At 37.1% G+C, this 20,501-nt stretch carries 9 protein-coding genes; 8 read left to right on the forward strand and 1 reads right to left on the reverse strand.

Going from position 1 to position 20,501, the window contains the following annotated elements; translation table 11 throughout:
* Positions 1-75: 75 nt before the first annotated feature.
* Positions 76-8,031, reverse strand: a complete 7,956-nt coding sequence (locus tag FHY60_RS02840) for a glycoside hydrolase family 3 N-terminal domain-containing protein (protein WP_139903207.1) — start codon at positions 8,029-8,031, stop codon at positions 76-78.
* 449 nt (positions 8,032-8,480) lie between these two features.
* Between FHY60_RS02840 and FHY60_RS02845 the strand changes: the two genes are divergently transcribed.
* The 8 genes from FHY60_RS02845 (at position 8,481) to FHY60_RS02880 (ending at position 20,475) form a co-directional block, all read left to right on the forward strand.
* Positions 8,481-9,905, forward strand: a complete 1,425-nt coding sequence (locus tag FHY60_RS02845) for a glycoside hydrolase family 30 protein (RefSeq protein WP_139903210.1) — start codon at positions 8,481-8,483, stop codon at positions 9,903-9,905.
* 257 nt (positions 9,906-10,162) lie between these two features.
* Positions 10,163-10,681: a glycoside hydrolase family 5 protein gene (locus FHY60_RS02850; RefSeq protein WP_139903212.1), complete on the forward strand. Its 519-nt coding sequence runs from the start codon at positions 10,163-10,165 to the stop codon at positions 10,679-10,681.
* A 154-nt stretch (positions 10,682-10,835) separates the two neighbouring features.
* Positions 10,836-12,326: a glycoside hydrolase family 30 protein gene (locus FHY60_RS02855; RefSeq protein ID WP_139903215.1), complete on the forward strand. Its 1,491-nt coding sequence runs from the start codon at positions 10,836-10,838 to the stop codon at positions 12,324-12,326.
* A gap of 198 nt (positions 12,327-12,524) precedes the next feature.
* Positions 12,525-14,051 carry an ABC transporter substrate-binding protein gene (locus FHY60_RS02860; RefSeq protein WP_139903218.1) on the forward strand — a complete coding sequence of 509 codons (1,527 nt, stop codon included), beginning with the start codon at positions 12,525-12,527 and terminating at the stop codon, positions 14,049-14,051.
* A 359-nt stretch (positions 14,052-14,410) separates the two neighbouring features.
* The gene (locus FHY60_RS02865; protein ID WP_139903220.1) at positions 14,411-15,391 is read left to right on the forward strand and encodes an ABC transporter permease; all 981 of its coding nucleotides are present in this window, start codon (positions 14,411-14,413) and stop codon (positions 15,389-15,391) included.
* 18 nt (positions 15,392-15,409) lie between these two features.
* Positions 15,410-16,306, forward strand: a complete 897-nt coding sequence (locus tag FHY60_RS02870; protein ID WP_139903223.1) for a carbohydrate ABC transporter permease — start codon at positions 15,410-15,412, stop codon at positions 16,304-16,306.
* Positions 16,307-16,496: 190 nt separating this feature from the next.
* A complete protein-coding gene (locus FHY60_RS02875; protein WP_139903227.1) occupies positions 16,497-18,050 on the forward strand; it encodes an extracellular solute-binding protein in 1,554 nt (517 codons plus the stop codon).
* Positions 18,051-18,261: 211 nt separating this feature from the next.
* Complete coding sequence (locus FHY60_RS02880; RefSeq protein WP_139903230.1) at positions 18,262-20,475, forward strand: AraC family transcriptional regulator; 2,214 nt, start codon at positions 18,262-18,264, stop codon at positions 20,473-20,475.
* Positions 20,476-20,501: the final 26 nt, after the last annotated feature.

A 20,501-nucleotide genomic window follows, 5' to 3' on the forward strand; every position in this document is an offset into this window, starting at 1 on the left:
GGGGCTGTCACATTAACGATAAAAAATCGCTAATGCGACAGCCCCTTTTTTAAAATTAGTCATTATATATTGAAGCTATTTTAGAACCTTCTCAACAGTGTCTGTTGATATTACTCCTTCACCGCCAATAATATTTACAGTCTTAACCTTAGATATTATTGATTTGATGTAGGTATTTTGTGCTGCAGTATCTTTAGTGTTCACCAGTATAATAGGTGATTTTCCGCAAGCAGCTAAGGCTGAAGTGCAGATAGCATCCGGATAATCAGAACCTGTTGTAAGGTATATATTTGAGAAATCAAAGTCTGCTTCAAACTTATTTAGTATTGCTAAGTTGGTAGCATATCTGTCTGTTCCTGAAATTCTCTCTGCACCGGCTATGCTCTTAACTACAGCCTCTGATACAACTCCATCACCGCCAATTACATAAACCTTGCTCTTGTTAGTCTTTATGAAGTTAGCAACATCAGCAGAGATTTGGACCTTAGCGGTAAGAAGTATTGGGCTTTCTATAGCTGCTGCATAGGAGGATATTGAAAGTGCATCTGCGAAATTTGTTCCTGTTGCTAAGAATACTTGGCCCTTATTAGTCATCCTATTGGCTATAGCCAGAGAAGTTTCATATCTGTCATTTCCAGCAATTCTTTCTACAACAATACCCATTGCCTTAACTTGGGTTTCAACAGTTGTTGAGATTGCACCTATACCACCAATTACATATACTTTTTTAGGGTTAAGTCTCTTTAACTCAGCAATTACGCTGCTATCTAGAGTCTTTGTAGAAGTAAGAAGTATTGGAGCATTTAACTGCTTAGCAAAAGGTGCTGCGCATAATGCGTCTGCGAAATCATCGCCTCTTGCTAATACTACATTTTCAGCAGTAGTCCATCCGGCTTGAGAAACCATAACAGAAGTCTCATATCTGTTTGCTCCGCCCAGTCTTACAGTAGTTATTGGCTTTGGTAACTTTGTCAGGTCTTTATCCATTATGATGTAATCACTGTTATGAGTTATATCGAAATGAACATAACCATCTGGGTCTGATCCTAAGCCGTTAGCTACTGTTTCTATAGCTTTAGAAACTTCATTATAATAATAGAGGTTTAAATTATTTTTGTCCTTACCATCAAGCCAAGCTTCATCCAGCTTAACCTTTATTCTTGCCTTTCCAGGCAACTGTCCATTGTTTGCAAAGGATAGTACCAGAACTTCTTCATTGTTTGCCTTCTGGCTTATAGCTGCTTTATTACTGCTAGTGGTAGTGCTTAATGATGCCATAGCAAAGGTCATATCAATAGTCTTGGTTGTACCGGCAATATCTCTTCCGTTAAAGGACCATTCTATGCCACTTTGTGTAAAGATAACAGTTTTATCCGTTCCTTTGATAGCATCAAAGATTTCCTTTGCAACTATTTTGTTATTAGTGATATCTACAAATACTTTTCCGTTATTGGTTACGCAGTTTATTACAGTAATAACTATGGCTACATCTGCATTTACAATAGAAGCAGTCTCCGGTAGTGTCATAGTTCCGCCACCGCTTGGGTCAGATGGCTCTTCTGGATCTGTTGGGACTTGACCTTCTTCAAGTACTCTAACAACAAAGTATTTTTCAGAAGAATTTCCTGCCTTATCAACGGCCGCAACCTTAACTACGAATATTGCAACCTTGTCCGTTACTACTTGGTGGGTTATTATGGCCTTAGAAGTTATATCCCCGTCTTTGTTATCCGTAACACTAATACCTAGATCTCTGATTGGGTTAAAGGTTGATCCTACTGCAATTACAGCGTTCTTACCAAGTATTACCGGTGCTGTAGCATCTTCTTTTACTGTGAGCTTAAAGGTAACTTCTGAAGTATTGCCGGAATCATCAGTAACGGATACCTTGACATCATAAGTTCCGGCGGCAGCATAGTTTACAGCACTGTCGTCAATTACTACCTTTGAAGTTATATTTCCGTCTAAGTCATCAGTAGCAACTATGGACAAAGCCCTGATTAAGTCAACTTCAGTTCCGATTTCTACTGCACCATCCTTACCGCTTATTACCGGTGCTCCTTGATCTACCACAGGTTCAAAGGTTAAGGATCTGTAATTGTATCCATCTCCATCAACATAAACTCTCAAGATTTGTTCGCCTGCAGTTAAAGTGACATACATCGGAGTAGTGGTGTCAACAAAGGCATCCCAGCTACCATTTGATGCTAATGGCATTCTTGATAATTCTCTACCAGTTTCTGTCTGAAGAACTGCTATGGCTCCACCTACGTTTGTTCCGTAATTTAGGTTAACTTTATATTTTCCTGCAGATGAAACATCGATTGAATAATCCAACCAACTACCTGCTACGGTACAGCCAATATTCTTGATACCATTCTTGGTTTCAATAGCATAACCCTTATCATTTGAAGCTCTAAAGAAGGCATCTGCCATAATGACGGATTTCTCGCCCAGGATACTTGAAATTCCTATAGGTTGAGCTTTTTTCTCAATTTTAACGGAATGAAGTCTAAATTCAGGACTTACAGCTTCGAACCGCAAGGTTTGCTCGCCGGCTTCTAAGCGGATTGTGTCCTTAAAGCCATTAATTGAGCCCCAGAAGTTACCCATGTTGTAGGTTATGAGGTTTCCATCGATGTTAATACCACGGCCCTTACTTAACTTAAGTGCGTTAGTAACGCCGCCATTATTGTATGCAGCAAAGGTTAGTGTATAATCTCCCGCTTCTTCAACCTTTAGGAAGTAGTCAGCCCTATTTCCGGTGGCTACATTACTTACTAAGGAACCCTTTAGTCTAAAGGCTATGGCTTCCGTTAGTGTAACCGGATCATCCCCTAAAGTAATAGGGGTAGGCAATGTACCTTGGTGTACACAAGTGATGTCTACTTTAAGAGGAGTTCCGGAAGTAGAATCACTGTAGGCAGCTACGGGTACATTTACTGTTAAAGTCAGATCTTCATAATAGGTCTTCCAGTTTTTTAATTTAATCTTCACTTCAGTAGAATTTATATATTCTACGGAGTCAAGGGCAACATTTCCTGCAGATATCATAGCACCGGACAAAGTAATCGTATTTACTTTATCTTGTATGAAGTTACCACCGTTAATTTTAACTATTACCTCCGAAGTATTAGGGGTAATATCTGATTCAGAAGTTAAAATTTCACCATCATTAATAGCGGTAACCATCAGCTTTGCAGAAGTACCGGCTATACCATTGAACTCAGCAGCGGCACAAGTAACGGTTAATTCAATATCGGAATCATAATCCACAGTCCTGTTTCCTTCTAAAGATAATTCTGCTGTTGTAGCATTAACTCTTTCAACGGCGCCCAATGTAACCCCTTGGGGAAGATTAGCTATTGTCCAATTTTCAGCCGTTAAGTTGTCTGCGAATGTTCCGTTTATCAGAGTAACTGTAATGGTACTTCCATCCTCAGTACCTTCTAAAATGGAGGCTTCCGAAGCTGCAATCAATGCCTGACCTATTGCAAACCAATCTATATTAAAACCGTTCGTTGCTTCTAGCTTAATAGTTTGTTCGCCGGCCTTAAGGTGGATTACATCACTTTGAATTTCACAATTTGACCAGCCACCAGTTTTTGTGAAGCTCATTGTAGCTATTAACTCATCATCAGAGTAGAAATTGAAGCCTGGATTATCAACATCAGATGCAAGCCTAACTGAAATCGGATAATCACCTTCTACCGGTACATTAACCTTATATTCCAGAATATCGCCTGACTCTATATAGCCTACCGTTACATTCGGTGTGTCCAGATTCTCAATTCCTACAGAAGAAGCCTTTAAAAAGTTCTCAGCTTGGATTATTCCCGGTAAAGTGTGTATTTCATCTATTTTTTCAAAAGTGAAGGAGTCAAGATTAAATTCACCGGTATGAATTAATAGTCTGATTTTCTGTTGGCCTGCCTTCTCAAATTTAACTGTGGTTCTTACATCTCTAAACCATCCCCACTGCCAGTTATGCTCATCAGTGCCTGGCATTACAGTTACAGAACCAAGGATATTTGAACCCTGCAGAATATCTATTGACTTGGCCTTTGAATCAGCGGTTGCGTAATGGAAGGTAACGTTGTATAATCCGGCTTCTTTTACATCAATAATGTAGTCAAGATATGAACCCTCATGCATATAACCTACATGACCATTTTCAACCTCAAAATCATATCCGCCAGTCAAGTCTTCAGCCTCTATTTTTCCTGGAACAACCTTAATACCTACGATTGGATACCATTTATAAGTGGCAACGTTCTTAGCAGGTATTACATCGCCAAATTGAGTTCCGCCACATAAAGCTACAAACTTCTGAGGTTTATCAGTCTGGTTTATAACTACCATTACTATAGAACCATCTGTGTTTTGGAAGGCTACGTTAGTAACTGTTGATGAAGAACCATAATTTGTATCTATTCTTACAGCACCTGGTCGGATAAACTTAGTGAACTGACCGGAAATATAATATTCAGGAGTGGCCCAATAGTTGTTACGGTCGTTAGCATCTTGTACAAACATTGTTGGGTCAGGGGTACCTGTCCATTGTTCTGGGGCAATATTGCTATCTAGCATAGTTACCCATGCAGTATAACTTTCAGCATAATTTCTGAAGTATTGGGCTATTCTGTCCGCACCGCTTGTTCCCCAGACAGACCTTTCAGTAAGGTGCATTTCCTTTTCCGGATATAAGTTATGCATTTGAGTCATTGCAGTTGGTTCGCCGCTGTAATCGTGGAAGGCAACACCATCTACAGCAGCATAACCTTCTTCGTCTCCAAATATTGGTGCCATATAGCTTACAGCGCCGCTAAAGTTATGGTCAAAGGCCCAAAGCTTAGGAGCTATGTTATGATACTTAAGAATTTCACTGGCGGCAACTTCCGTCTTTATAGCTATTGCTAACTTAAGTTCCTGTGCAGGTGTCATATTACAGCTTGGATAATTAATCTCTAACTCTGGTTCATTTTGAAGGGTAATTGCATATATTGGAATTCCAAGCTTGGCGTATTCTTCCATGAATCTTACATAGTATTTTGCAAGATCATCGATAAAATCATCATTGAGCTTTCCACCCTTTAGAAGCTTTTCGTTATCTGGGTAGCTATTACTGTTTGAAGTAGGGAGCTTCATCCATCCTGGTGGAGTCCAGGAAGAAGCGAATAATTTAACATCTGGGTTTATAGCTAAAATTTCTTTAATTGTATCTACTATTTTATAATCGATATCCTTTTGAATAGAAAATCCCTTGCCTGTAGTATTGTACCAGTCTGGATTACTTGGATCTTCAATTTCGTCATAATAGGTATAGAATTCTTGACCGGTGAAGTCTGCTGTACCTATAGTTACTCTTAAGATACTCATTCCAGCACCTTCAACTGGGTCCACAAGTTTCTTTAAGAAGTCTGTTCTAGTTTCTTGACTCATCTTAGCTAAGTTATTAACTGTAGACTCTTCCATTGATGTTCCCATTCCTAAGAAGGTCTGGTAGGTCTTTGAAGTATCAATAAGTATAGTCGTTGCTTCTTGACCATCCGGTGAAGTTATATCCAAATTAAACTTTCTAGCTAGCTTGTTAGATATTTCCTCTGGAGAATCATACCAGCTCATGCTTTGAGATTGTTCCGAAGAACTCATCCATACTTGTACATAGTCTTCTTCAATCATGTTTCCTTCTGGGGTATAGATTACCTCTGGTTCTTGTGGGTCCTCCGGTCCTTCTTCATATGGCCCAACTTTTTCAAAGCTAATCCAGTTGATATTAAAGTTACCGGCTCCAGCCCTAAATCTTATGGTTTGCTTTCCGGCCTTAAGATTAGCTGTGCCTGATACTGAAGTCCAGTTCTGCCAGGCACCGGTGTCAGGAACATCAGCCTTACTTTGAAGTCTCGAACCTGCATAGAGTTCGAGCCCACCTGTTGAGCCGCCTGGGCTGGAAACTCTAAAGGTAACTTTATATCTAGCTTCTTCTTCAACATCAACATACCAATCAAGCCAGTCTCCTGCATCTGTCCATCCGGCATTTTGCCCACCGCCTTCATCACTGCAGTTTTCAAAACTAAATCCGTTTTGATTCCTAGCCTCTTCTACTTCTAATTTTCCAGGGATAGGACTAGCTGGTATATCAGCTTCCTCAGGCTTTTCAGGCAGCACAGAAGTTTCACCTTTCTTTAGTCCATAACCATAGTTAAACAGTGCTTTTCCTGCTTCATGCTTGAGTGGGATGTCTTTTGCATACCATGGCCATGTAAATGTTAGTTTTCCGGTAAAGTCATAATCACCCAATAATACGTCGGCTATGCCTTGACCTTCAGTTCCGGGAAGCCATGCTGCTATCAGCCCATCAAAGTCTTCTATTTGGTCGGCTATTGTTATAGGTCTTCCGGTTACCAGTACAGCTACTATTGGAAGATCGGGATTTGTTTCTTTAATATTTTTTAGTGTGGTTAGATCCTCAGAATCAAGCTTTAATGCATCGGTACTTTTGTCACCGTTAGACTCTGCATAAGGGGTTTCACCTATAAATACTAAAGCCACATCGTTATCAGCGGAGGCTCTGCCACGTTTATTATAGGTTACCGTTACTCCATCACCAACAGCATCCTTAATGCCCTGTAAAATAGTAGTTCCGGAAGTTATATTACCTGCACTGCCTTGCCAGCTGATAGTCCAACCACCGCATTGTATCCCAATATCGTCAGCAGACTTCCCAGCTACAAGGATGTTATCCATATCCTTTAGCCTTCCCACGATATCGTTATCATTCTTAAGTAAAACCAAGGATTCTCTCACAGCTTGTCTAGCTAATTCTCTGTGTTCTTCTGAACCAAAGCTGTCTAACAAATCTCTCTGAGCATAGGGGTCTTCAAAAAGTCCCATCTCAAATTTTACCGTTAAAATTCTGGTTACAGCGTCATCAATTCTGGATTGAGGAACTCTACCTTCTTTCACTAGGGCTAATAGATCTGTATAGAAACCTTTCCAATTAGTAGGTTCCATAGCCATATCAATACCGGCGTTTATGGCCTTAGCTATTTTATCCTTTTTGGTGGAAGCCGCGATTTGATCAATTCCATTGTAATCTGATATGACAATTCCGGTGAAGCCTAGTTCTTCTTTTAATACTTTTGTTATCAACTCAGGATTACCATGTATTTTTTCACCATTCAAACTATTATAAGTAATCATTACAGATCTTACACCAGCATCTATAGCTGCTTTATAAGGTATAAGCAACTCATTCTCTAAAGCATTTTTAAAGTCTTCTTCGCTTAGTTTAATATCACCTTGGTTTGTACCGTTTTCAGCTAAGCCCTCTCCTATAAAATGCTTTGCTGTAGCTATAACTTTATCTGTTCTCAGAAGACTTTTATCCGGATTATCGCCTTGTAAACCTTGTATATATGCTACGCCCATTTTAGAAACAAGCTCTGCATTTTCACCAAAGGTTTCATAGGTTCTTCCCCATCTCTCACTGTGTGGAATGCCAAGTGTTGGAGTAAAGGTCCAATGAACACCAGTAGCTCTTACTTCCTCAGCAACAGCCTCACCTATTGCTTTAACAAGAGAGGTGTTTCCTGTAGCACCAAGACCTATGTTATGTGGGAAAATTGTTGCTCCCACAACATTGTTGTGTCCATGTACTGCGTCTACACCATAGATTATTGGAATACCAAGCCCAGTAGACATGGCTGCAGCCTGATAGGCATCTACCATGTTTGCCCAGCTCTCTGCAGTGTTAGGAGTAGGTAGGGAACCACCGCCGCTTAGTACGGAGCCTAAGTGATAAGTCTTAACGTCTTCTGGACTTGTGGTTGCTCTTTCGGTCTGAATCATTTGACCAACCTTTTGTTCTAGGGACATTCTTCCAAGTAAGTCTTCAACTCTTTCAGCTATAGATAGACTTGAGTTTAGGTATTTTGGTGTTTCCACTGCCGCCAAAGGTTGTACATTGCCTAAAAGCATTGTAGCAGTGAATGTAGTTGCTAAGAATCTGGCCAAGGATTTCTTAAGCATACTTTTAATTCCCCCTTAATAAAATTTCACCGTGCCTGTTAACGTTTACTTAGCACATATTTCAAAGGATTCATATACACCTCCATTCAATGGTATTTTGTTAGATTGTAAATCATTCCTATTTGTTAGAAATAAAATTATAATTATTTATACAAAGCTATTATATAAACCTTTATATTGGTAAAAAAGTACATAAAATTAAGAAAAGGTTGGAAATTTTATACACTTTTTTAGGTTTGGGCAGTATAGAAGCTATTATTTTTCGAAAAGGTTACATTTTTTTAAATTGTATAACTAACATTATCTAAAAAAATATATAAAATAGTGATATTTATAGTTGTTAATTTTCATTAGTCATATAAAATAGAGATAAGCTTTACATAGGAAACTTGGAATAAATGTGAGTGGATAGTCCTTTTTTAGAACTGGTGAAGGAAGGAGAACAATATATGAATAATAAAATGGCAGAGCTTTGGATAAGTTCAGAAAGGGAACCGGGATCAGGGACTTGGTTTAATGGGCCTAAGGAAATAGAGTATAAGATGGATAAAATTCCATACACAGAGATCAAACTAGAATACAGTTCAAAAGTCACCACTATTAATATTGATGTAAATAAGGAATTTCAGACAATGCTTGGCATAGGGACATCTATGGAAGAAACTACGGTATTTAACTTGGCCAGAATGTCTCCTGAAAAAAGAAAGGAGGTAATTACAAAGCTGTTTGATTCCGTAAAAGGTATCGGTATGAACTTAATTAGAGTGTGTATAGGAACACCGGATTTTACAGCCCGAAAGTTTTACTCCTATGACGATATGCCAAAAGGCTCAACTGATCCCGATTTGAAGCATTTTTCAATACAAAAGGATATAGATTTTCATATAATTGATACATTAAAAGAAATACAGGATATAAATCCGGAGGTGAAATTCTTTGCATCACCTTGGAGCCCACCGGGTTGGATGAAAGAGGAAAGCAAAGAGTTTGCTTCAACAGATGACAACAATCTAAACGGAGGAAAACTTAAAGACGAGTATATACCTGCTTTGGCAAAGTATTTTATAAAGTTCCTGGAGGCTTATAAGGAGCAGGGTATAGAAATATATGCTATAACGCTGCAGAATGAACCCTTGTTTGAAATATCTTATCCAAGCTGCGGTATGACTCCGGACCAACAGAAGAAACTTTCTATAGCTTTAAAAAAGGAACTGGTATTGAAGGGCCTAGACGTTAAGATATGGATATTTGACCATAATTTCGAACAGGGTGTTGAGTTTGCCGCTGGAGTACTCAACAGCGAGGAGGCTTTTAACGCAGTTGACGGTATTGCCTTCCATGACTATGATGGCGAGCCAATTGAAATGACAAGGACCCATGAGTTATTTCCTTCTAAGGATATAATGCTTACGGAACGTGCTGTATGGGGAACAATGGGGGCTGATAGAATAGCTCAATACTTTAGAAATTGGGCTATCAGCTATAATGGTTGGGTAACTATGCTTGATAGCAATATAGGTCCTCATCAATGGACAGGAACGCCGGGGCCTGCAATGATTTTGCAAAGTGCAGAAGCTACCGGAGTTATAGGTAGTAAAAAGGTATATGATAATTATTGGTGCCTTCCTGAATACTACATACTTGGCCAATTTTCTAAGTTTATACAGCGTGGTGCAAAGAGAATAGAGAGTAATTACGGATCACCAGAAACTCTGACAAATGTAGCTTTTTTAAATCCTGACAATACAATAGTTGTTGTTATAATCAATCAAACTAAGAATAAACAATACTTTAATATAGTATGTGAAGGAGTTCAAATTTCAGGGAAAGTTCCGGCAAAAGCCGTTGCTACCTACAGGTGGTACAGAATTTAAAGTTAATTAACAAGAATATAATCAGAAATTCAGAAGTTTAGAAAATTATTCAATAGCATATTTTCTAAACTTTTTTATTTAACCGTAAAATTACAAACTACAATAGTAGTATTACTGAAAAGTTTATATATTACTGAAATGTATAATCTTCATTTTATCTAAAACTATATATAATACCTATATTTATAATTGTAGATTTATATAGAATATATAAAATTTTAATCAGAACAGTAGAAGGAAATATAGGGGGAAAGCGTATGAGAAGTATAGTCAGTTCAGATTTTCTAAAGGTTCAGGGCACAGGTTTAGTGAATGAAAACGGAAAAGTTGTAGCTTTAAGAGGGACTAATTTTGGGGGATGGTTGATACAAGAATCTTGGATGTGTCCCGTATACGGTATTGATAGGCAGTGGGCAAATCTGGATAGCATTAATGCCTTAAAAAGCCGTGGTTTTAGCCATGAGGAAATTTTAGACCTCTATGATACATATCAAGACAACTGGATTACTGAGACCGACTTTGACGAACTAAGTGAAATGGGAGTTAATTGTATCCGCATACCCTTTTGGTATAGGAATTTCATGAAGGATTTGTGGGTTAAAATTGCAGAACGATATAAAGACAGTCCTGTAGTTGCAGGCTACGTTGGGGAATTTAATAACGGACCAAATGAAGAATACGCCATGCAGCAATATAACAAGCTGGGAATAAGCTGGACAACTTGGGCTTATAAAGGAGCAAAGCAAGAACAAGTAATAACTGGTTCCTTTGGATAGACAAAAAAGAAGTGGCGGATACAACAAACGATTCTTTTGAAGAGATTAAAAGAAAATGGGGAGAGCAAATAAAAACCAGTAATTTCCACAAAAATATTACTATAGCAGGCTTAATATCAAGGTATACAAAATAAGTAAGATGAGGTGTAAGTTAATGAGAAGCAGAAAAATTCTATTAATGCTAACTGCGCTGATGTTTTTAATAATTTCCGTAACACTAAGCGGGTGTAAAGTAGAACAAAAAATAGACACTGAGAAGGGTGATAATATGAATATAAGCAGTAATGTAGAGGTTTGGCTTTCCACTATAGATCAAAAAAATCTTTTAACGGAACAACCTGCCATAATTCCAGAAAGTACTAACAAGGCCAAGAAAAATACATCATCTGAGAAACTGGTTATCTCCGTAAATCCTGAGATAACCTATCAGCAGATGGATGGCTTTGGAGCTTCCTTTACTGATGCTTCCGCTTGGCTGGTATTTAAGGTGCTCCCTGAAGAAGATCGTAACGAGCTTATGGAGAAGCTGTTTACTAAAGAAAAGGGAATTAATATGTCCTTTCTCCGTCAGCCTATGGGAGCTTCTGATTTTGCCCATAAGTTATATAGCTATGATGATATGCCGAAAGGAGAAACAGATTTTAACCTTGAAAAATTCTCTATCAATCATGATAAGGAATACATAATCCCTGCAGTTAAGCAGGCTATTACCTTAAACCCAAAGTTAAAGGTTATGGCATCCCCTTGGAGTGCTCCGGGCTGGATGAAAACTTCTGATAATCTTATTGGAGGAGCCTTGCGGCTTGATGCCTACGAAGTATACTCAAAATACTTTAGCAAGTTTATTAAGACTTATGAGGAAGAGGGCATTCCAATTTATGCAATAACTCCGCAAAATGAGCCTATGTATGTACCTACAGAGTATACAGGCATGAGAATGGATCCCAACGAGCAGGTTAACTTCATTAATAATTATCTGGGACCGGAATTTGAGAAGAACAACATAAATACAAAGATTATTGCCTATGATCACAACTGGGATCTAAAAGCCTATCCTATGGTTGTACTGAAGGAAGCTTCAAAATATGTTGCGGGCTCTGCCTGGCACTGCTATGGTGGAACTCATGATGCCATGACTGCAGTACATGACAAGTTCCCGGATAAGGAAATATGGTTTACGGAAGCTTCCGGTGGAGAATGGGTGCCACCCTTTAAAGATGCTTTTAATGACCAGATGATGCATGTAATCCGCGCTACAAGAAATTATGCTAAGACTGTAGTATGGTGGAATATCGCACTGGATCAAAATAATGGGCCAACTGTATTAAGTAATAGTACATGCCGTGGAATAGTTAAAATAGATACTGATACTAAGGAGGTAACTTATAACCTGGATTATTACACCATGGGCCATATCAGCAAATTCGTTGAACCCGGGGCTTACAGAATTGATTCAGATAATTATCAGGATGAGGTTGAGACAGTGGCCTTTAAAAATCCTGATAATTCTATAGCACTTATTGCCCATAATAGGAGCAGAAGCGAGAAAAGTTTTCAGGTTAATTATGGAAGCTCCAGCTATGAATACACTCTTCCATCCAACGCTGCGGTTACTTTTACTTGGAACATGAATAGTGGTAATTAATAAAAGCTGTACAAATATGAACAGTAGCTAAAATGTCTACTGTTCATATTTGTACACTTACAATTTGCTAAAATTATAATGATTTTCGAAAAGTGCAATATTGTTTCGATTAATCCAATTTACAGCGTAGATGATTTAAACTATACTATAGTCAAACGAAAAAGAAGTTATAAATTTAAAAATATTTGAGGGGATATTATGAGGAAGTTCAAAAGCATTGTTTCTAGTATTACAGCAATAATAATGGTGACAGCCCTGTTAGTAGCCTGTAAGTCAGATATAACGCCATCGGAAAGCCAGCAGACAGAGAATATGGGGGATGATACGATTGAGCTTAACTTGTATTTAATGGGCGACCCTGCCAAGGATCATGATGCAATACTTGAAGAACTAAATAAATTGACCCTAAGAGATTTTAATGCCACAGTAAAAATAACCTATTCCACATGGATAGATTTTGATACAAAGTACAATCTCATGCTTTCAGCCGGGGACAAGATGGATCTTGTATATGCAGCAAACTGGTTGAACTACTTCACTTACGCAAAAAAAGGAGCATTCAGAGATCTTACCGATTTAATACACCAATATGCCCCAAAACTGTATGAACAAATTACTGCAGACAGATGGGAAGGGGTAAAAGTAGACAATAAAATATATGCGGTACCGAATCAAAATCCTGAATTTGTGCAAGGGGCATTTTTATATAGGGAAGACCTTAGAAAAAAGCACAATCTTCCTGAAATAGATTCAGTTGATACAATAGAAGCATATCTTGATGGCATAAAGAAGTACGAACCAACTATTATGCCTACTAACGATCCGGGCTCAAAGGCCTATGATAACTTATTTATATTTACCACTCCATATGAAATAGTAGATGCAGGCGATACCGGAACATCCAACCTTTTAATAGATCCTAAAGACCCAATAAGGGTCTTAGAAACCATAGAAACGCCGGAATACAGAGCCTTTATGGAAAAAATGAAAGCTTGGGCGGATAAAGGCTTTTGGTCAAGAAGCTCCCTTTCAAGCAATGAAGATGGTACGCAGTCCGTTGAAAGCGGAAAGGCAGCAGCTACTTTTGATTCTACCCTGCCAAAAGCAAAGGGGGTAGTTGAAAGACTGCAAAAAGAGAAGCCGGAATGGGAAATTGGAGTGTTTGAGTATAACAGAATAAGCAATAAGGTCCATTCGGCATCGCCGACACAGAATTTAACGGCTATTCCTAATGTATCAAAGTATCCCGAATTAGCCTTAGCACTGCTTGAGAAGCTGATGACGGATAAAGAGTACTACTATCTCATACAATATGGTATAAAGGACCTAAGCTATAACTTGACTGAAGATGGCCAATTAGATTATACAAATATTGATAGGAATGAGCACGGGGCACCTGCGGCCTGGGCATGGATAAACACTAATTTAGAGCTTCCACAGGTTGGAAGATGGGCAGAATGGGAGCCAAGAGTTGAAGAAAATCTCAAACTAGCCACTCCCAATATATTAGAAGGGTTTGTAATCAATACTGATGCAATACAAAACGAAATAGCGGCGGTTAACCAAATAAAGAATCAATATGGAAAACCCCTTCAAGCGGGACTCGTGAAGGACGTTGAAGAGTCCTATATGACATTATTAAGTAAATCTAAAGCAGCCGGCCTTGATAAGTATCGTGATGAGGTCCAAAAGCAGTTGAGGGATTATTTTAATATTAAAAAGTAGCAGTAAGAAATTGAACAAACAATAAAAAAGAATATAAAACCTAGGAAGAAATAAAAAACTGCGGAAGTTAAGGCTTCTGCAGCTTTTTTTTATACCTTCTTTTAGATAAAAATCAGCGTAAGTTTGGTGTTTTTTATGTGTACATAATCAAAAAAGTTCAATGAAATCGAAAAAGTATACTATGGATTTTTAGGAAATGTGCATTGTTTTCTCAGTATGTATAATTTACACAAGATACAGCTTGTACTATTCTGTAAACATAAGTTAGCTAACACAAGTTAATGCAAAACAATTTAATGGAAGGTAAAGCATGATAAGCTTTGCCAACAAAAAGTGGAATGCTAGGAGGAAAGAGAACTATGCTTAATGACGAAACCAAAACAGTTGCAGCGGTACAGTCTCCTTATAAGAAGAAAAAGAAAGCCTTCTTAAAAGAATTGAAACAAAATAAAACTCTTTATCTTATGATTTTACCTGCAATATGTTTCTTTATAGTATTTTCATATCTGCCTATGGTTGGTATATACTATGCCTTTACCAAGTACAACTTTAAAGGCGGATTATTTGGAAGTCCTTTTATTGGGCTGAAGAATTTTGAATTCCTTTTTAAGGGTGGTAAAGATGCCATAATTTGGACACTTACAAAAAATACAGTACTATACAATATCGCATTTATTTTAGTAGGTAATATTCTTCAAATTACTACTGCAATCGTATTAAGCGAACTCCTTGGAAAACTCTACAAAAGGTTTGCTCAATCTGTAATGCTTTTACCACATTTTATATCAATGGTTTTGGTTGGCTTTTTTGCCTATAACCTTTTGAATTATGAATATGGATCAATAAATGGATTGTTAAAAAGTTTAGGCCGGGAGCCAATAAATTTTTATGGTGAATCAGGTTATTGGAAATATATTCTTGTTTTCTTTAATAGCTGGAAGGGTCTAGGTTATGGGACCGTCGTATACTTAGCTGCTGTTATGGGTATTGACAGGGAAATGTATGAAGCAGCGGACATAGATGGATGTAATGTATTCCAGAAGATAAGATATCTAACCTTACCATCCTTGAAACCGACATTCATAATGTTACTGTTGTTTAGTTTAGGTGGAATAATGCGTGGACAATTTGACTTGTTCTTCCAGCTTGTAGGAAATAACGGAGCTTTGTTTAATGCTACTGATATAATAGATACTTATGTGTATAGGTCCTTGGCGGTTACCTTCGATGTGGGTATGGGAACTGCATCAGGTTTATATCAATCAGTCTTCGGCCTAATAATTATCCTTACAGTAAACTTTATCATTAAAAAAGTTAACGAGGATTACGCCTTATTCTAGACTAAAGGAGGAAAAGAGATGAGAAAGACATCAGTTATAAGGAAGCCTGATGTAATGGCCTTTAATATTATAGGATATATATTTATAACCATCCTCATGGTTTTGTGTTTAATTCCCTTTATATTAGTTATATCCGGATCCTTTACTGCGGATGAGGCAATAGTAAAGTATGGATTTTCTATTATACCAAAAGAATTTTCAGTAATGGCATATAAGACACTTTTTAAGTTCCCGGAACAGATAATAAGGGCTTATGGTGTTAGTATACTTGTTACAGCCTGTGGAGCTTTTGGTGGAATAGTGATTGTTTCCATGGCGGGGTTCGTTCTTTCAAGAAAAGATTTTAAAAATAGAAACAAAATAGCCTTCTTTATATATTTTACAACACTGTTTTCAGGCGGCTTAATACCTTGGTATATATTAATAACTAAATATTTAGGTTTAAAAGACAGCTTATTAGTATTGATAATCCCAAGTATGGTTGGTTCTTTTAACATACTGTTGGTAAGAAACTTTATGAATTCTATACCTGAATCATTGGTTGAATCAGCAAAGATTGATGGAGCAGGAGATTTCTATATATATTGGAAGATTATATTGCCATTGTCTAAACCGGTACTAGCCACCGTAGGGCTTTTCCTTGGTTTAGGTTACTGGAATGACTGGTTTATGGCATCTCTGTTTATAAAGACTGAGGCTAAATTTCCGCTGCAGTATCTGCTATACAGAACTCTTCAAAGTGCTCAGTTTATAAAAGCTTCACCGGTAGGGGGCATGATCTCAACAAGCGATTTGCCTAAGGAATCTTTGAAAATGGCTACCGCCGTGGTAGCAACTGGTCCAATTATATTACTATACCCATTTGTACAGAAGTATTTTGTTCAGGGTATAACTATAGGTGCTGTTAAAGGCTAAAAATTCATTGCTTACTATTTATAAAATATTAATCTGGAAATAAGATTGCAGTCCGGAATGCAATCCTTTCAATAAAAAATTAAGAAGATAGGGAAAACAATATTAACTTATCTTCAGATGAAAATGTATAAGTTTACTTACTAAAAACAAAGTTTAAAAAATTTAAATTGCAAATTTAGGAGGTACATTTATGAAAAAGGTGAAAAAGCTGGTTGCTCTTGCTGCTTCTTTAGCAGTAGTAGCTTCATTAGGAGCAGGATGTAAGAAAGAAGAAACTAAAGATACACCTTCTCCATCAACAACTGAAACAACTGCTCCAGAAGAGGGTGCATTAGACCTTAGCGAGCATGTTGAACTAAATTTATACCTTATGGGAGACCAAGCTAAGGACCATGATTTAATACTTGCAGAATTGAATAAGCTAACTGAAAGAGATCTAAATGCTTCAGTAAAGATTACTTACTCAACATGGACAGACTTTGGTACAAAGTATAACCTAATGCTTACTTCAGGGGAGCCAATGGACTTGGTTTATTCAGCTAACTGGTTAACTTATGCACAATATGCAAAGAATGATGCTTTCATCGATTTAACAGATTTAATACCTAAATATGCACCAAAACTGCTTGAACAGATAGGTGAGGACAGATGGGATGGAGTAAAGGTTGATGGAAAAATATATGGTGTTCCAAACCAGAATCCGGAATTTGTACAAGGTGTTTTCATATACAGAGAAGATTTGAGAAAGAAACATAACTTACCGGAAATTAACTCAGTAGATACTATAGAAGCTTACCTTGCAGGTATTAAGCAGAATGAACCGGATATTATGCCTACAAATGAAGCTGGTTCAGACGCATATGACAACCTATTTATTTTCACAACTCCTTATGAAATAGTTGATACAGGTGACAAGGGTACTTCAAATCTTGTAATCGATCCTAAGGATCCAACAAAAGTGTTAGCAACAATAGAAACACCAGAATATAAGCCCTTCATGGAAAAAATGAAGTCTTGGGCAGATCAAGGTTTCTGGTCAAAGAGTGCACTTTCCTTAACTGAAGATGGTGTAACAGCCTTCGAAAACGGTAAAGCTGCAGCTTCCTTCAACTCTACATTAGCAAAGGCAAAGGGTACAGTTGAAACTTTACTAAAGAAGCATCCAGAATGGGAAGTTGGTATTTTTGAATACAACAGATTGATGAACAAGGTTCATGCATCAGCTCCAACTCAGAACTTAACAGCTATACCACAAGCATCAGAACATCCAGAAAGAGCATTAGCATTACTTGAAAAGTTAATGACAGACAGAGAATACTATGATCTAATGCAGTATGGTATAAAGGATGTTTCCTATGAATTGACAGCCAATAATGAAATAGACTTTAGTAATATAGATTCCGACAAGCATGGAGCTCCATCCTCATGGGCTTGGAGAAATGATGCTCTATCCTATAAGCAAGTTGGAACATGGGAAAAGTGGCAATCAATAATTGAAGAGAACAAGAAACTTGCTACTCCAAATCCTCTAGATGCGTTCATATTGGATCAAACACCGGTTCAGACCGAAGTAGCTGCAATCAATCAAGTTAAGAACCAATATGGTAAGCCACTTCAAGCAGGTCTTGTAAAAAATGTGGAAGAATCATACAATACATTATTAACTCAATCCAAGAATGCTGGCTTAGATAAATATCGTGAAGAAGTTCAAAAACAGATAGAAGCATACTTTAGTACCAGATAGAGACTAAACTAGTTAATTAATCAGAACTAAATATACAAGCTGGACAAGTGTTTAGCTTGTATATTTGGTTTTTGCAATAATTTAATGTATTCCCTTGGTGGCTTCGCATATTTGATGGTTGAAGAAAGTGTGGAAAATACTGAAGTTGGTACTAAATACTTATCCGTGATATAATGCATTATGAAGTAACTTTGGATTTGGAGGTTTACATATGACATTTAAGTACAAACGCAAAGATAGAGTGTATTTTAAAATGCTGACAATGACTATTGCAGTAATTGAGATATTTATTATCACGGTTTCAGGAACGTTGTTCTTCAATATGAGAAATAACATGCTTAAGCAGCTATATGAAATTCATATTGAAGACCTAAAAAAATCAACCAGTGATATTCAAGCTACCATTAACATGATAAAAAGTACAAGCATTCAAATAAGATATGATCAATATATAAATCTTTTGTGCAGCTATAATGAACCCGATGCCACTCAATTTATACCTGCCCTAGAACAGATGACTAACTATAGACGTGCAGTAAGCAATATAGATTCTATATATGTATATAATGCCGAAAGATTTTATATAAGTGATGAAAATGCACCTAATTTAATTCAGAACAAGGAAGAATTTATAGATAAGAGCATTGTAGAGATTATCGATAAACATAGATCCTATGAAACTCATACTCCAATTCCAAGAATGATTGCAGATTTAAAAACCGGCGAAGAAACCATAGGTTATAGTTTTCTTTTCTATGATAAAGTAGCCGTAGGACCTAATAGTGTTATCATAATAAATCTAAGCAACCAATGGCTTAAAAGGGTTACGAATCAAATGAAGCAATTGGGCAGTACAAAGAATATAATAACAGACGGAAGCGGAAGAGTCATAATAAGTGATGGAGATGAAGAGCCTTTAAGCATTCTCAAAGAGAAATATATTAGGGATATTGCTTCCAATTCCATTAACAGTGGATATGTAATAGAAGAAGTGAATGGAGAGAAATGTTTAATTACGTATATAAAAATGCCGGAATTAGATTGGAACCTGATATCTGTAACACCATTCAAGGTTGCCAGCAAGAGTATATCCGGAGTACTTGTAAAGGTTTTACTTCTCTGTGGATTTATAGTTCTTGTAGGTATAGGTGCTGCTATCTTCCTGTCAAGAAAGTTGTATGACCCTGTAGAGGACCTTTTAAAGAAACTGTCAGAGTATGAGATTCAACAGATGGATATTCTAGAGGAAAATAAAAGAAAGTTCTTATCAAACTTTATTTATCATAGCAAGGAGTTGCAGGAGACCTTTATTAAAAAAGGTTTTGAGGAGTATAGCATAGGCCTATCTGTAATCTTACCCTATGTTCTGATTCTTGTTAGAATAGACACAAAACATGTTTCATCAGAAGACGTAAAGGACTTTAATCTCATTAAGTTTGCTGTCACCAATATTGCTAAGGAAATATTACAAGGAAGATATAAAACAGAGTTTATATATGTTTCTGAAGACGAGTTACTGTTCATAATAAATGGAGACATAGACGATGAGAATTACAAAGATATAATTGATAAGGACATTCAGGAGATTCAGAAACTTATATACAATTACTTTAAAGCTGTTCTTTCTATTAGTATAAGCAATAAAATAATTCCCTATAAAAACCTTCAAAAATCCTTTGAGTATTTAAAGGAAGGGGCAAGAAATGAATTCTTTCATGATGGTGGAGCCATCGTTACTTATGAAGAAATTGAAAATAGAACTAAAGTGAAATATTCATATCCCGAACACAAAGGTAAAGAAATAGTTTCAGCACTTACAACCGGTAAGGTTGAAAAGGCAAAAGAGTTATACATGGAAGTTATTAATGAACTTGAAAAGTGTAACTACTCCACTTTTGAAATTTATTCCACCTTTTTATTCTGGGAGGTCAGCCAGGGAATAAAAAACATAAGGCTAGCTGAAAGTAATAATTGGGTTGAAAAATTGGAGGCTTTAACTACTGAAATGTCCAGTGTTGAAAGCATAAATACATTCAATCAAGTTGTTTTCCAGATCTTTGAGGGCATAGCAGAAAGCTATAAGACCAGCAGTTCTTCAAAGTATGAAAATATTGCTAAGAATGTTATGGAGATAATTGACCAGCGATATGGAGATATTAATTTATCTGTTGAGTCTGTTGCAGATGAGATTGGATTTACTGCTTCTTATATTACTAAAATCTTTAAACAGCACACAGGGAAAACAGTAATAGAATATATTAACGAGAAGCGCATAGAATGTGCTAAAGCCTTACTAACTCAAACCTCCCACAGTGTAGCTGTCATAGCGGAAAAATGTGGCTTTGCAAATATAACTTACTTCCATAGGGCCTTTAAAAAAGTTGTTGGGATTACGCCTAGTGTATACAGGAATACCTACAAGTAGTAACTTGTGTTGAGGTGGTAGTTGAA

Source organism: Clostridium thermarum (assembly GCF_006351925.1).
Classification (GTDB): domain Bacteria; phylum Bacillota; class Clostridia; order Clostridiales; family Clostridiaceae; genus Clostridium_AU; species Clostridium_AU thermarum.